This is a genomic window from Streptomyces showdoensis (assembly GCF_039535475.1).
GTDB lineage: Bacteria > Actinomycetota > Actinomycetes > Streptomycetales > Streptomycetaceae > Streptomyces > Streptomyces showdoensis.
The window spans coordinates 2,385,587-2,399,320 of the sequence record NZ_BAAAXG010000026.1; the positions used below are offsets into that span (position 1 = coordinate 2,385,587).

Sequence of the window (13,734 nt, forward strand, 5' to 3'; positions counted from 1 at the left end):
GTCCATCTGATGAGGGAAGCCGTGGGGGGCGGCTGAGGCAGCCTATCCGTCGCTTTAAGTCGCCCTTAACCCAGAGGACATAACGATTCGGTGGGATCACGCCATGGTGTCCGAAAATCGTCAGAGTGCGAAGAACGCGCCCAACAGCACCGCCGCCCCCGCGCCCGCCACCGACCACGCCGTCCTCGGCAGCCGCATCCCGCCCCCGATCAGCGGCGCCGCCAACAGCAGCGCCCCGCCCAGCGGGAGCCACGCGTGCAGCCCGCCGCCCCAGCCCGTCCGGACCGCCTCCTGCGTACCCGGCTTCACCACCACCGGCAGCGTCTCGCCCTTCTCCGCCGCCACCGAGTGCTCGATCGTCAGCGCCCGCAGCCGCGAGGCCGGGTCCTCCGGCACGTAACGGCCGCTGCAGGTCTCCTCGGTGCAGCCGGTCACCGTCAGCGTGCCGTGCTCGCGCCCCTTCGGGAGCAGTACGTGCTGGGCCGTGTTCCAGGAGGACCAGGCGCCCGCGACGAGCAGGAGCAGGACGACCAGGGCCATGGCGGCGTTACGGGCGAACGTCATGACCCGCGATCGTACAGTCGTACCGAACGGGCGCCAGGCCGCGCCCGCCACGCGCTACGCGTTGTACGCCGACTGAGCCCGCTCCAGACCCTCCGTCACCAGGCACTCCACCGCGTCCGCCGCCCGGTCCACGAAGTAGTCCAGCTCCTTGCGCTCGGTAGACGAGAAGTCCTTCAGGACGAAGTCCGCGACCTGCATCCGGCCCGGCGGCCGGCCGATGCCGAACCGCAGCCGGTGGTACTCCGCACCCATCGACTTCGTCATCGACTTCAGACCGTTGTGCCCGTTGTCGCCGCCGCCGACCTTCAGCCGCAGCACCCCGTAGTCGATGTCCAGCTCGTCGTGGACCGCCACGACGTGCGCCGTCGGCACCTTGTAGAAGTCGCGCAGGGCCGTCACCGGACCGCCCGACAGGTTCATGAACGACATCGGCTTCGCCAGCACCACCCGGCGGTTGGCGGGCCCGGGCGGGCCCATCCGGCCCTCCACCACCTGCGCCTGCGCCTTCTGCGCCCGCTTGAACCTGCCGCCGATGCGCTCGGCCAGCAGGTCCGCCACCATGAAGCCCACGTTGTGCCGGTTGCCCGCGTACTCGGGGCCCGGATTGCCGAGGCCGACGATCAGCCAGGGGGCGTTCGCGTCGTCCGTCATCTGCGTCACGTCTCCTCGAATGCGTACAGACAGAAAGAAACGGGGTGGCGGGCCGTTCCCGGCCCGTCACCCCGTCACGTCAAGCAGAGCCTACGGCTCAGGCCTCGGCGCCCTCGGCGGCCTCGGTCTCGCCCTCGGCGGCCGGCTCCTCGGCCTGCGCGGCCAGGACCTGCAGGACGACGGCGTCGGCCTCGGTCACCAGGGTCACGCCGGCGGGCAGCGCGATGTCCTGCGCCAGGACGGAGGCACCGGCCTCCAGGCCCTCGACGGAGACCGTGACGGCCTCGGGGAGGTGGGTGGCCTCGGCCTCGACGGAGAGGGTGCCCAGGACGTGCTCCAGCAGGTTGCCACCGGCGGCCAGCTCACCCTCGGCGGTGACCGGAACCTCGACGGTGACCTTCTCGCCGCGCTTCACGACGAGCAGGTCGACGTGCTCCAGGTCGCCCTTCACGGGGTGACGCTGCGCGGCCTTCGGGATCGCCAGCTCGTTGCGGCCCTCGATGTCCAGGGACAGCAGGACGTTCGGGGTACGCAGCGCCATCTGGAGCTCGTGGCCCGGCAGGGTCACGTGAACCGGGTCCGAGCCGTGGCCGTAGAGAACACCGGGGATCTTGGCGTCACGACGGATCTTGCGGGCGGCGCCCTTGCCGAACTCGGTGCGGATCGAAGCGGAAAGCTTGACCTCGGACATGTGCACTCCTCGTATGGGTGGTGACGGTTGCGACTGTCACCCGGCCACGACTGGCGATGGCCTGCTACGAAGAGCGCGTCGATAACGGACCGCCGGGATCCACAGGATCCGGCCTCCCTCGCCGAGCAACCACGACAGTCTAGCCGCACCCCACCGGGCACCCAAATGGATCACCCCGGGACCCGGCGGGGACACGAGCCCGGGCACGGGTAAGGGCCGCCTCCCCAGGGGAAGCGGCCCTTACCCGTCACTCCGGGGGCGAGGCTCAGTGCTCCTCGAACAGGCTCGTCACCGAGCCGTCCTCGAACACCTCGCGCACCGCGCGCGCGATCGTCGGCGCGATCGACAGCACCGTGATCTTGTCGAGCTCCAGCGAGCTCGGGTCCGGCAGCGTGTCCGTGAACACGAACTCGCTGACCTTCGAGTTCTTCAGGCGGTCGGCGGCCGGGCCCGACAGGATGCCGTGCGTCGCCGTCACGATGACGTCCTCGGCGCCGTGCGCGAACAGGGCGTCCGCCGCCGCGCAGATCGTGCCCGCGGTGTCGACCATGTCGTCCACCAGGACGCACACGCGGCCCTTCACGTCACCGACGACCTCGTGGACGGTCACCTGGTTGGCGACGTCCTTGTCACGGCGCTTGTGGACGATCGCCAGCGGCGCGTCCAGGCGGTCGCACCAGCGGTCCGCCACGCGCACGCGACCGGCGTCCGGGGACACGATCGTCAGCTTCGAGCGGTCCACCTTCGCGCCCACGTAGTCCGCCAGGACCGGCAGCGCCGACAGGTGGTCCACCGGACCGTCGAAGAAGCCCTGGATCTGGTCCGTGTGCAGGTCGACCGTGAGGATGCGGTCCGCACCCGCGGTCTTCAGCAGATCGGCGACCAGACGGGCCGAGATCGGCTCACGGCCGCGGTGCTTCTTGTCCTGACGGGCGTAGCCGTAGGACGGGATGATCACGGTGATGCTCCGGGCCGAAGCCCGCTTCAGAGCATCGATCATGATCAGCTGCTCCATGATCCACTTGTTGATCGGAGCCGTGTGGCTCTGGATCAGGAAGCAGTCCGCGCCGCGCGCCGACTCCTGGAAGCGGACGTAGATCTCACCGTTGGCGAAGTCGAAAGCCTTGGTCGGCACGATGCCGACACCCAGCTGGTGTGCGACCTCCTCGGCCAGCTCGGGGTGGGCGCGGCCGGAGAAGAGCATCAGCTTCTTCTCGCCGGTCGTCTTGATCCCGGTCACAGCACTGTCTCCTCGACGGTTTCTCTGGCAACGGATACCCGCGCTCCCGTGCGCGTGTGCGAGCCAGCCGAATTTGTGTGCACTTATCACGGTACGCCGAGTTCGACGTACTCGTTTCCGGTCAGCTTTCGCCGACAGAGTTCTCCGAGGCGACCTGAGCCGCCTGCGCGGCCGCACTGCCCGGCCGCTTACGGGCCACCCAGCCCTCGATATTCCGCTGCTGGCCACGGGCGACGGCCAGCGAACCCGGCGGCACGTCCTTCGTGATGACGGACCCGGCGGCGGTGTACGCCCCGTCCCCGATCGTGATGGGTGCCACAAACATGTTGTCCGAACCCGTACGGCAGTGGGAACCGATCGTCGTGTGGTGCTTCGCCTCGCCGTCGTAGTTCACGAAGACGCTCGCCGCGCCGATGTTCGTGTACTCGCCGATCGTCGCGTCACCCACGTACGACAGATGGGGGACCTTCGTGCCCTCGCCCACCACGGCGTTCTTCATCTCGACGTACGTACCGGCCTTCGCCTTCGCACCCAGCTTCGTCCCCGGACGGAGGTACGCGAACGGCCCCACCGAGGCGCCCTCGCCCACCACGGCGGAGTCGGCGACCGTGTTGTCCACCCGCGCGCCGCGCGCCACCGTCGTGTCCGTCAGTCGCGTGTTCGGACCCACCACGGCGTCCTCGCCCACGTGCGTCGCGCCCAGCAGCAGCGTGTTCGGCAGCACCACCGCGTCCGGCTCGAAGGTCACCGTCACGTCCACGAACGTCGAGCCCGGGTCCACCACGGTCACGCCGGCGAGCATCGCCCGCTCCAGCAGCCGCTGGTTGAGCAGCGCGCGGGCCTCCGACAGCTGCACCCGGTTGTTGATCCCCAGGATCTCCCGGTGGTCCACGGCCACGGACGCGCCCACCCGGTGCCCGGCCTCCCGCAGGATGGACAGCACGTCGGTCAGGTACTCCTCACCCTGGCTGTTGTCGGTCCGGACCTTGCCCAGCGCGTCCGCGAGCAGCACCCCGTCGAACGCGAACACCCCGGAGTTGATCTCCCGGATCGCCCGCTGCGCGTCGGACGCGTCCTTGTGCTCCACGATCGCGGTGACGGCCCCGGTGGCCCCGTCCCGCACGATCCGCCCGTAGCCGGTCGCGTCCGGCACCTCGGCGGTCAGCACGGTCACGGCGTTCCCGTCGGCCGCGTGCGTGGCGGCGAGCGCCCGCAGCGTCTCGCCGGACAGCAGCGGGGTGTCGCCGCAGACCACGACCACGGTCCCCTCGGGCGCCCGCCCGAGCTCCCCGAGCGCCGTCCGCACCGCGTGCCCGGTCCCGTTCTGCTCCTCCTGCACGGCGGTCCGCGTCCCCGCGTACCGCTCGTCCAGATGCCCCTTGACCTGCTCCCGCGCGTGCCCGACGACCACGACCAGGTCCTCGGGCTCCAGCTCACGGGCGGCGGAGACGACATGCCCGACGAGCGAACGCCCGGCGATCTCGTGCAGAACCTTGGGGGTCTTCGACTTCATGCGGGTGCCCTCACCCGCTGCGAGGACGACGACGGCGGCCGGGCGGTTGGCGCTCACGGGAATGCCCTTCGGCTTCGGGTGGTGGACCTCCGAAGGATACCGGGGGGTACTGGGCGGGGTATGAGTAAGGGTCCCGACCTGGTAGGTCGGGACCCTTGTCCGAATGGCTCCCCTGCCAGGACTCGAACCCGGACATAGGACTCCAAAGGTCCCAGTGCTGCCGATTACACCACAGGGGATAGCTAAGTCGACTAAATCGGACATTGTGAGGTGCCGGCCGAGTCGACGGCACCTACTATGCCGCACCACCAGCCCTCGATGCGACGGTACGGCTCGGCGCCTTGTGCGACGCGGATGACGAGACAGCCCCGGTAATCGGGGCCGGTGTTCTTCCGGACCGTCTTCGGGTTGTGCCTCTTGATCGTGGTCTTCCGGAAGGCCCTCGGGGCGACGCCGATGAGCTCGGCCCATAGTGCAGGGCGCTTTCCGCGTCCGCCGTCGCGTGGATCATGACGCGGAACGCGAGCCGTTCCGGTTTGACCTCCAGGAGTCGCAGCGAGGCCAGGTAGAGCCGGATGAGCGGCTGAGGCCTTCGCGGCGGAGGGCCACGGCCTGGGCGCGCAGGCCTTCGAAGTCGGCGTACCGGCTCGTTTCGCTTGGTATGGGACCACCGTCGTCCGGAATGCGGACGTCCGGGTCGAAAGTGCTGTCGATTCACCAGTTCGAGCGCCTGGTGTGCGCACATGTTGACGTGCGCCGCTCCGGGCGGTGGTGGAGGCGGGAAAATCGCTGGCTCTCGCCCGTAGGGTGGAAGGCATGACCACAACGGGGGCAGACCAGGACGCTGCGGGCGCGCGCGCCCCGCGTGCCTGGTGGTGGTGGGGGAGGCGGCGCAGCGTCGTGCTCGACGTGGCGCTGGCCGTGGTGTCGGCGCTGGAGTGCGGGCTCGAGGGGATCGGCTTCGCCGAGAAGGCCTCGCTGCCGGTGCCCGTCGGGGTGCTGTTCGGGCTGATGGTCGGGTCCGTGCTGCTGGTGCGGCGCCGGTGGCCGATCACCGTCGTGCTGGTGTCGATCGCCGTCACGCCCGCCGAGATGGGCTATCTGATGGGCGTCGTCGGCCTGTACTCGCTGGCCGCCTCCGAGGTGCCCCGCCGTTTCACCGCCGCGCTCGCCGGCATGTCCACGGTCGCCGTGTACATCGTGACGATGGTCCGGCTCCGCCAGGACGTCGCCCACGCCGACGTGGACCAGCAGGACTTCGATCCGAGCGGCTGGTACGTCCCGGTCGTCTCGCTCTTCATGACCCTGGGGCTGAACGCCCCGCCGCTCCTCTTCGGCCTCTACATAGGTGCCCGGCGCCGGCTCATGGAGTCGCTGCGCGAGCGTGCCGACAGCCTGGAGCAGGAGCTGTCGTTGCTCGCGGACCGGGCGGAGCAGCGTGCCCAGTGGGCGCGGCAGGAGGAGCGGACGCGGATCGCGCGGGAGATGCACGACGTGGTGGCGCACCGGGTGTCGTTGATGGTGGTGCACGCGGCGGCGTTGCAGGCGGTGGCGTTGAAGGATCCGCAGAAGGCGGTGAAGAACGCGGCGCTGGTGGGGGACATGGGCCGGCAGGCGCTGACGGAGTTGCGGGAGATGCTGGGGGTGCTCCGCGAGGAGGTGCCGAAGGCGTCGTCGGCGCTGCCGCTGGCCGCGGTGGGGCGTGCGGCGGCCGCCGCGGCGGAGGCGGCTGCGGAGGATTCCGGTCCCTGCCTGGATGCCCTGGAGGCCTTGGTGGAGCAGTCGCGGCAGGCGGGCGCGGTGGTGGAGCTCGTGGTGATGGGGGAGCCGCGGGCGTACGGGGCCGAGGTGGAGCAGACGGCGTACCGGGTGGTCCAGGAGGCGCTGACCAACGTGCACAAGCATGCGGCGGGTGCCGAGGTCGTGGTGCGTCTGGCGCACCGGGAGGCCGAGGTGGCGATGCAGGTGGAGAACGGTCCGTCGGACGCGGCGGCCGCCGACGCGCATCTGCCGAGCGGCGGGAACGGGCTGGTCGGGATGCGGGAGCGGGTGTCGGGTCTGGGCGGGGTGTTCGTGTCGGGGCCGACGGACGCGGGCGGTTTCCGGGTGAGCGCGGTGCTGCCGGTGCTGCCGGTGGGGGAGCCGGTCTAGGCCCGGTCTTCGGGATCGGGTCGGATCAGGGCCCGGGGGCTGGGTCCTCGCTCAGGCTCCTGCCACCAGGCGGGTCGGCTGGGTGCCCGTGATGAGGGTGGAGAGGGCCGCGTCGAGGTCCCGGCCGAGGTACCAGTCGCCGGTGTGGTCGATGCTGTAGACGCGTCCTTCGACGTCCATGGCCAGGACGGCCCGGTGTTCGCTCTCTTCGCCGAGCGGGGCGAGTTCGGTGTCGAGGGCGCGGCCGAGGTCGCCGAGGGTGCGGGCGAGGTGGATGCCGGCGAGGGGGTCGAAGCGGACGGCGGCGGGTGCTATCTGGCGGCCGTGTCCGGGGGCGGTGACGTGCAGGCCGCCGAATTCGGCCCAGGCTTCGACGGCGGCGGGGAAGACGCTGTGCCGGTGTCCGGCGGGGGTGACGTGGGCGCGCAGGGTGTCGGCCCATTCCTCGGCGAGCTTCATGTCCCAGCGGCCGGGCTGCCAGCCGGCTTCGCGGAGGGCGGCGTCGACGTTGACCGGGAATCGGGTGCTGTTCAGGTCGGGCATGGGTGTGGTTCTGCCGTTCTGGGCGTGGCGGCCGGGTGCGGGGCGGGGCTCAGCCGTCGGTGGGGTCGACGGCGCGGACGCCGAAGTGCGCGAGCATCGCCGTACAGGAGCGGCAGGGTGTGGCGTAGCTGCCGTGCAGCGGGTCGCCGTCCTCGCGGATGCGCCGTGCGGTGAGTTTGGCGTGTTTGAGGGAGCGGCGTGCCTCGCTCTGGGTGAGCGGTTTGCGCTGGGCTCGTTTGGACCGGGTGCCCTCGGTGGCGGTGAGGTGCCGGGAGAGCAGGATGGCTTCCGGGCAGCGTCCGGTGAAGCGTTCGCGCTGGCCGCTCGTGAGGGTGTCGAGGAAGTCCTGGACGAGCGGGTGGAGTGCGGGGGCCCGGTCGCCGCGGGCGGCGGTGCAGGTGAGGGTCTCGCCGCGGACGGACAGGGCCGCGCCGACGGCGGGCAGGATTCCGTCGCGGCGGTGACGCAGTAAGGGGGCGCGCTGGTGGTCGGCGTCGCTGCCCCAACTGAGGCGTGGGTCACCCTGTGTGGGTGATGGTGCCGGTGTGGTGCTTGCGTGCATGGTGCTGTTCTTCCCCTCCTGCAATCCCCCGAGTTGCGTGAACAGCCTGCCAAACGCGGTGCCGGATGTGGAAGCTGGGGCGCGGAAACGTGTTTTCGGTGTGTCGGAATCATGGCGGTCCTGTCATGCCGTCGTGACACGTGGTCACCGTGGGCGGGGTGGGGACATCGGGCCGGGTCGGGTGCGGGCGGCACCGCTTAGGCTGTGCGGACCAACCAGCAGCAGTCGGCGGGAGCCGGCGGCAGTCACAGGGGGCAACCGCCATGACGACAGGTCGGCTCGGCCAGGACACCGCGCCGCCGAACTCGGCGTACGCCGGGCAGGTCGTGCACTTCCCGGACCCGGTCCGGGCCTCCCGGCATCCCCGTGGGGTGCGGGTGGACGAGCGCGGCTACCCGGACTTCTCCGTGTACGCGCGGGCGGCGGCGGAGATCGCCGATCCGCCGGAGGGTTTCGGTGTCGACGAACTGCGTCTGACGGACTACGTGTCGGCGAACGCGGCGCTGGCCGCGACCGGGCACGAGCTGTGGGACACGATCCCCGCGGTGGCGACCCCGCACGGCTGGACCTGGCACCACGTGGCGCACACGCGCCGGCTGGAGCTGGTGCCGGTCGAGGTGAAGGCCCTGCTGCGGCACCACGGTGGCGTGACGACGGCGGCGGTGGACCACGCGAAGCGGGGCACGCGGCCGTTGCAGGAGACGCGGCCGGCGCACTTCGGGCTGCCGAAGCGGGCGATGCCGGTGTCGGAGCAGCAGTTGCAGGGGGTCGAGGAGGACCTCGGGTACCGGCTGCCGGGCGCGTACCGGTCGTTCCTGAAGGCGGCGGGCGGCTGTGCTCCGGTGGGCACGGCGCTCGACGCGGAGCTGGGTCTGCTGGTGGACCAGCCGTTCTTCACGGTGCGCGAGGAGGCCGGGGTCAACGACCTCGTGTACGTGAACAAGTGCCTCCGGGACCATCTGACGAAGGACTACCTGGGGGTGGCCTTCGTGCAGGGCGGTCTGCTCGCGGTGAAGGTGAAGGGCGATGCGGTCGGTTCGGTGTGGTTCTGCGCCTACGACGACGCCCGGGACTCCGGGGAGGTCGCGGCCGGCTGGTCGGTGAACGAGCGGGTGGAGCGGCTGCTGCTGCCCTGCGGCGCGGACTTCGACGTGTTCCTGCAGCGGCTCGCGGGCAATCCGCCGGAGCTGGAGACGGTGGCGAACCTGATGGTGGACGGCGGCTTCGCGCGCGCCGTTCCCGTGGTTCCGGTGGGGGAGTGAACTGGCTGTGGTGACGTTCGCGCAGGCGCAGGAGCGCGCCGAGGAGTGGATCAACGGCGATGTGCCGGCGTATCTGCACCGTGAGGTGCGGGTGCGGGAGTTCGGGCTCGGTTTCGTGGTGTGGGCCGAGGACCGCGAGGAGGCGCCGACCCCGGACGGGGGCCGGCAGCGGCTGGTCATCGCCCGTGACAGCGGTGAGGCGACGCTGTGGCCGGGGCTGCCGGTGGGTGAGGTGATCCGCCGGTACGAGGAGGAGTACGGGGCCGCCGCGGAGGCGGCTCCGGTGCCGGCGCAGGCGTCGGCCCGGATCGACCTGAACCAGACCTCGTTCCTGCTGAGTCCGCCGGAGTGGTTGCAGGAGGCGGCGGACAAGATCGGTCTGCCGCCGGTGGAGTCGAACGCGTCGCAGGCGAGTGCGGGGGCGTCGGCGGAGGGTGGTTCGGCGGGTCCGGAGGCGTCGGCCGCCGGGGTCTCCGTCGACGGGGCCTCCGCTTCCGCGGCCGAGGCGGGTGCCGGGGGGTTCTCCGCGCCGGAGGCCGCGCCCGCGCCCGCGCCGGTGCCGCTTCCCGAGGCCGCTCCCGTGCCCGAGGCCGCGCCCGTTCCGGCCGCCACGCCCGCTGCCGGGGTGTCCGTGCCGGACGGCTCCGGGGCCCCGGCCGCCGCGTCCGAGGCCGCTCCGGCCCCGGTCCAGGTGCCCGCCCCCGTGCCGGCTCCGGCCGAGGCTCCCGCCGCCGCGCCCGCGCAGGGCCCGTGGGCGGACGCGAACGCGAGTGCGGGCGGTGCCGACGGGGCCGTACCGCTGCCGGCGACGGTGTTCGCGCCGCCGCTCTCGGGGGCGGACGACGAGGACACGCCGCCGCCGGTCGTGGGCGCGGACGCTCCCACCGCGCTGATGAAGGGCGGCAGCGCGCTGCCGCCGACCGCCATCGCCCCGCGGCTGAACACGGACGCCCCGTTCGGGCAGGGCGGTCCCGCCGTGCCCCCGGGGCCGCCGAGCACCCCGCCCGGCCCCGTCGCGCCGCCCGCCCCGCCCGCGCCGCAGGGCGCGCCCGGTGCCGCGGACCTCGCGGACGCGGCGACGAGCAAGGCGCCGACGCCGCCGCCCGGTGGGTACGTGCGGACGCAGCTGGTGTCGCAGCTCGGGCCCGAGGGCCCGCAGCCGACGCCGCCCGCCGCCGCTGCGCCCGCGCAGCCCGCGCCGCCCGGTCCGCCCGGTCCGCCGGCGCCGCCCGGCGCGACGCCGCCGCCCGCCGTGCACCACGCGGCGACGATGCTGGCGCACCCGAACCAGGGCGGTCCGGGGGCCCCGCCGCCCCCGCCCCCGCCGCCGGGGATGCCGGGCGCGCCCGGGACGCCGCCCGGTGGGGTGGCGCACGCGGCGACGATGCTGGCGCACCCGAACCAGGGCGGGCCCGGCGCGCCGCCGCCCCCGCCCCCGCCGCCGGGGATGCCCGGTGCGGCAGGGACGCCGCCCGGTGGGATCGCGCACGCCGCGACGATGCTGGCGCAGCCCGGTCCGGCCGGGCCGCCCCCGCCGCCGGGGCCGGCGCCCGCGCCGATGAACGCGCCCGCGCCGCCGCCCGCGTACGGGTACCCGCAGCAGCCGCCCGCCGGGCTGCCGACCGTGGGTCCCGGCTACCAGGCCGTGCTGCGCTTCCGCGCGCCCGACGGTTCGGAGCAGCAGATCATCCGCCGCTCCGCGCCGGGCACGCCGCACCCGGAGTGGCAGATCCTGCACGAGCTGCGCGCGATGAACGTGCCGCCGCAGCAGGTGCTGGAGCTGCACACGGAGCTGGAGTCGTGCGAGCTGCCGGGCGGTTACTGCGCGCGGATGATCCGGGAGACCTGGCCGCAGGCGCGGATCACCAACATCGCCCCGTACGGCCGTGATCACGCGGGCCGTCAGCAGGGCATGCAGCAACTCATCACGCACCAGGGTGAGTTGCACCAGGTCGCGGACGGTCCGGCGCGGCCCGCTCCGGTGCGGGCGCCGCTGCCGCAGGTGCAGCCGGCGCCGCCGCTGCCGCCGGACGGGGTGGCGCAGGAGCTGGCCGGGGCGTTCGGTCCCGGAATCCTGCGCTTCGACCAGCGCGCGGTGTCCCGCCAGGGGGTGCCGGAGCTGGTGGCGGTCACGCTCGTGTGGGCGGGTCTGCCGGCCGACTTCGGGCCGTTCTTCTGGGCGCAGCCGGCCATGCCGGTGGTGCCGACGCTCGCGGAGCTGGCGGCGCAGCGGCAGGTGCAGCCGGCGCCGGACGCCGGTTCGTACCTGGTGCTCGGTTCGGACTTCGGCCGGGCGATCTGCGTCCAGTACGGGACGGCGCACATCGTGGCCGTCCCGGTGGAGGCCGGTCCGGGCGGGCAGTCGGTGCCGCCGCAGTTCGTGAACACCGGGCTGCCGGAGTTCGTCCGCTGCCTGGCGCTGCTCGGGCGCATGTGGCGGCTGCGGTTCGGGCTCAACCCGGAGCAGGCGGGTCGCTGGACGACCGATTTCCAGGCGCAGCTGGCGATGTTGGACCCGGCGGCGCTGTCCTCGCCGGAGAACTGGTGGTCGGTGCTGCTGGAGCAGATGTGGGACGGCCTGCTGTAGCCCGACCGGGTCCCCGCATGAGCGGGATGTGACGAAAGGCGCTCGACGTGTGTTCACGTCGGGCGCCTTTCGTCCGTTCTGATGCCGCATCCTTGATGTTTGTCGGACATAAGGGAGACGAAGGGGCGTCAGGGATGAGTTTCGCCGTCGGACGGGGACGTGGTTACCGCCCGGAGCAGGTCGACCGCTACCTGGCCGCGCTGTCCGAGGAGCGCGACGGCGCGTGGGAGCGCGCGGCGCGCCTGACCGTCCTCGCCAAGGAGATGGAGGCGGAGGCGGCCCGGCTGCGCGAGGCCGTCGCCACCCTCGCCCCGCAGCGCTACGACACCCTGAGCGAGCGGGCCCGCCGGATCCTGGAGCTCGCCGAGGCCGAGGACGAGACCCTCGTACGGACCGCGGAGGCCGAGGCGCAGGAGCTCGCCGAGGCGGCGGAGGCGGCCGCCGCGGAGGCCGCCGAGGCGGCGAAGGCGTACGCGGAGGGCGTCCGCGCGGCGGCCGACTCGGCGGCCCGCGCGACGGACCGGGAGGCCGGGCTCCAGGCCGACGCCCTGCGGACCGCCGCGCAGCGCGACGCCGAGAAGACGCGGGCCGACGCGCGGACCGCCTTCGACGGCATCCGGCGCGAGGCCGAGGCGCTCCGCGCCGCGCAGCGCGAGGAGCACCAGGCGCTCCGCGAGGAGGCGGAGCGGGCGGCAGGGCAGCGGGTGGCCGAGCTCGACGCGCGGCACGACGAGCTCGTCGCGTACGCGGAGGGCAAGCTGGAGGAGGCGCGGCGCGGGCTCGCCGAGACGAAGGAGGCCGCCCGGCACGGCCAGGAGGACGCCGAGGCGAAGGCCGCGGAGATCCTCGCCGAGGCGCGCCTCCGGCAGGAGCGGATCGAGCGCGAGACGGACCGGGTGCGGCGGGAGCACGACGAGGCCCGCGAGGAGATCCACTCCCACATGGAGCACATCCGCTCCTCGCTGGCCGCGCTGACCGGCCGGGTGGAGCCGCCGAGGGGCGAGGAGCCCGAAGGCGGCGCCTAGCCCCGGGCGGTCTCGACGGCCTCGGCGCTTCCGACGGCCCCCACGGCCCCCACGGCCCCGGTTGTCCCGGTCGGTCCGGCCGTCCCCGCCCCCGCCAGGAGCGCGAGGCCCAGCTCGCTCGCCCGGTAGTAGACCTCGCGCCGGTAGCGGTGGCCGGTCACCAGGCCCGCGTCCCGCAGCACCGTGAGGTGCTGGGAGACGGCGCCCGGGGTCAGCCCGCTGCGGGCGGCGAGCGCGGTGGTGGTGGCCGGCGCGCTCGTGCCCGCGAGCAGCCCGGCCCGGCTGCGGCCGAGGAGCCGGGCGAGTCCGTCGCCGCCGTCCCCGCCGCGCTCCCACAGGGTGCCGACGGCCCGCGCGGGATACACCAGGCACGGGGGAGTGCCGGGGCGTCCGGGGAGCAGGACGCAGCGGGTGGCGAAGACGCTGGGCGCGAGGGTGATCCCGCCGCCGTCCAGGGCGAGTTCGCCGGCCGGCAGGTCCGGCGAGCTCAGCCGGTCCCCGGTCCGGCGCAGGCCCGGGTGGAGGCCGGTCAGCACCTCCTGGATGCCGTCCTCGGAGAGCTGCCGGGTGCGGTGGGCGAGGTCGGCCTCCAGGACGGCGCGGATGCGCGGCCAGTGGGGGCGGACGGCCGCCCGCCACCAGTCGGTCAGCGCCCGCGCCGTCGCGGCGGGCCCCTCGTACGCGGCGAGCTCCTCCTCGACCTCGGCCAGCGGGCAGCGCGGGGCGGGGACGGCGGCGTCGAGCGCCTCCACGGGGCGGGGGAGCGTCAACACCCGCTTGAGCCAGGGGAGATGGAGGGCATGGCCGCCCGGGTCGGCGGCGGCGCGCAGGGCGGCGACCGTCTCCCACAGGGGCGACACGGCGAACCGCAGCCGCCCCAGGTCGTCGACCCCGAACCGTACGTCACCCATGAGCGCGCCCCCCTCGGACTGTTTAGCCCAGACT

Annotated in this window: 12 protein-coding genes and 1 tRNA gene; 4 read left to right on the plus strand and 9 right to left on the minus strand. The window is 73.3% G+C overall.

What is annotated here, in order from left to right; all coding sequences use genetic code 11:
• Window positions 1-120: 120 nt before the first annotated feature.
• The 6 genes from ABD981_RS23935 to ABD981_RS23960 form a co-directional block, all read right to left on the minus strand.
• Entirely contained in the window at window positions 121-564 is a 444-nt protein-coding gene (locus tag ABD981_RS23935; protein ID WP_046906960.1) for a hypothetical protein, read from the minus strand.
• A 54-nt stretch (window positions 565-618) separates the two neighbouring features.
• Entirely contained in the window at window positions 619-1,215 is a 597-nt protein-coding gene (gene pth, locus ABD981_RS23940) for an aminoacyl-tRNA hydrolase (RefSeq protein ID WP_046906961.1), read from the minus strand.
• Window positions 1,216-1,312: 97 nt separating this feature from the next.
• Window positions 1,313-1,906: a 50S ribosomal protein L25/general stress protein Ctc gene (locus ABD981_RS23945; protein WP_046906962.1), complete on the minus strand. Its 594-nt coding sequence runs from the start codon at window positions 1,904-1,906 to the stop codon at window positions 1,313-1,315.
• 265 nt (window positions 1,907-2,171) lie between these two features.
• A complete protein-coding gene (locus ABD981_RS23950) occupies window positions 2,172-3,146 on the minus strand; it encodes a ribose-phosphate diphosphokinase (RefSeq protein ID WP_046906963.1) in 975 nt (324 codons plus the stop codon).
• 121 nt (window positions 3,147-3,267) lie between these two features.
• On the minus strand, window positions 3,268-4,716 hold the full coding sequence (gene glmU / locus ABD981_RS23955) for a bifunctional UDP-N-acetylglucosamine diphosphorylase/glucosamine-1-phosphate N-acetyltransferase GlmU (protein WP_046906964.1): 1,449 nt from the start codon (window positions 4,714-4,716) through the stop codon (window positions 3,268-3,270).
• A 107-nt stretch (window positions 4,717-4,823) separates the two neighbouring features.
• Window positions 4,824-4,898, minus strand: a tRNA-Gln gene (locus ABD981_RS23960).
• 577 nt (window positions 4,899-5,475) lie between these two features.
• On the opposite strand from ABD981_RS23960, the gene ABD981_RS23970 reads away from it, so the two are divergent.
• A complete protein-coding gene (locus tag ABD981_RS23970; RefSeq protein ID WP_046906965.1) occupies window positions 5,476-6,810 on the plus strand; it encodes a sensor histidine kinase in 1,335 nt (444 codons plus the stop codon).
• A 51-nt stretch (window positions 6,811-6,861) separates the two neighbouring features.
• On the opposite strand, the gene ABD981_RS23975 is transcribed toward ABD981_RS23970, so the two are convergent.
• Window positions 6,862-7,353 (minus strand): SUKH-3 domain-containing protein, encoded by a 492-nt coding sequence (locus ABD981_RS23975; RefSeq protein WP_046906966.1) that lies wholly within the window; start codon window positions 7,351-7,353, stop codon window positions 6,862-6,864.
• A 49-nt stretch (window positions 7,354-7,402) separates the two neighbouring features.
• Window positions 7,403-7,915, minus strand: a complete 513-nt coding sequence (locus tag ABD981_RS23980; protein ID WP_046906967.1) for a YwqJ-related putative deaminase — start codon at window positions 7,913-7,915, stop codon at window positions 7,403-7,405.
• A 263-nt stretch (window positions 7,916-8,178) separates the two neighbouring features.
• Here ABD981_RS23980 and ABD981_RS23985 point away from each other — a divergent pair, with 263 nt between their 5' ends.
• The 3 genes from ABD981_RS23985 to ABD981_RS23995 all read left to right on the plus strand — a co-directional run bounded on the left by ABD981_RS23985 (window position 8,179) and on the right by ABD981_RS23995 (window position 12,789).
• Window positions 8,179-9,177 (plus strand): SMI1/KNR4 family protein, encoded by a 999-nt coding sequence (locus tag ABD981_RS23985; protein WP_046906968.1) that lies wholly within the window; start codon window positions 8,179-8,181, stop codon window positions 9,175-9,177.
• A 7-nt stretch (window positions 9,178-9,184) separates the two neighbouring features.
• Window positions 9,185-11,764 (plus strand): SUKH-4 family immunity protein, encoded by a 2,580-nt coding sequence (locus ABD981_RS23990; RefSeq protein WP_345530377.1) that lies wholly within the window; start codon window positions 9,185-9,187, stop codon window positions 11,762-11,764.
• A 134-nt stretch (window positions 11,765-11,898) separates the two neighbouring features.
• Window positions 11,899-12,789, plus strand: a complete 891-nt coding sequence (locus tag ABD981_RS23995) for a coiled-coil domain-containing protein (RefSeq protein ID WP_046912057.1) — start codon at window positions 11,899-11,901, stop codon at window positions 12,787-12,789.
• Here ABD981_RS23995 and ABD981_RS24000 read toward each other — a convergent pair.
• Window positions 12,786-13,700: an ArsR/SmtB family transcription factor gene (locus ABD981_RS24000; RefSeq protein ID WP_046912056.1), complete on the minus strand. Its 915-nt coding sequence runs from the start codon at window positions 13,698-13,700 to the stop codon at window positions 12,786-12,788. The two genes, ABD981_RS23995 and ABD981_RS24000, sit on opposite strands and share 4 nt — an antisense overlap.
• Window positions 13,701-13,734 lie beyond the last annotated feature (34 nt).

What these genes read in the sequence shown, in the direction of transcription:
- ABD981_RS23935 (WP_046906960.1), bottom strand. Translation starts at nt 564, where the DNA reads ATGACGTTCGCCCGTAACGCCGCCATGGCCCTGGTCGTCCTGCTCCTG.
- pth (WP_046906961.1), bottom strand. Translation starts at nt 1,215, where the DNA reads ATGACGGACGACGCGAACGCCCCCTGGCTGATCGTCGGCCTCGGCAAT.
- ABD981_RS23945 (WP_046906962.1), bottom strand. Translation starts at nt 1,906, where the DNA reads ATGTCCGAGGTCAAGCTTTCCGCTTCGATCCGCACCGAGTTCGGCAAG.
- ABD981_RS23970 (WP_046906965.1), top strand. Translation starts at nt 5,476, where the DNA reads ATGACCACAACGGGGGCAGACCAGGACGCTGCGGGCGCGCGCGCCCCG.
- ABD981_RS23975 (WP_046906966.1), bottom strand. Translation starts at nt 7,353, where the DNA reads ATGCCCGACCTGAACAGCACCCGATTCCCGGTCAACGTCGACGCCGCC.
- ABD981_RS23980 (WP_046906967.1), bottom strand. Translation starts at nt 7,915, where the DNA reads ATGCACGCAAGCACCACACCGGCACCATCACCCACACAGGGTGACCCA.
- ABD981_RS23985 (WP_046906968.1), top strand. Translation starts at nt 8,179, where the DNA reads ATGACGACAGGTCGGCTCGGCCAGGACACCGCGCCGCCGAACTCGGCG.
- ABD981_RS23995 (WP_046912057.1), top strand. Translation starts at nt 11,899, where the DNA reads ATGAGTTTCGCCGTCGGACGGGGACGTGGTTACCGCCCGGAGCAGGTC.
- ABD981_RS24000 (WP_046912056.1), bottom strand. Translation starts at nt 13,700, where the DNA reads ATGGGTGACGTACGGTTCGGGGTCGACGACCTGGGGCGGCTGCGGTTC.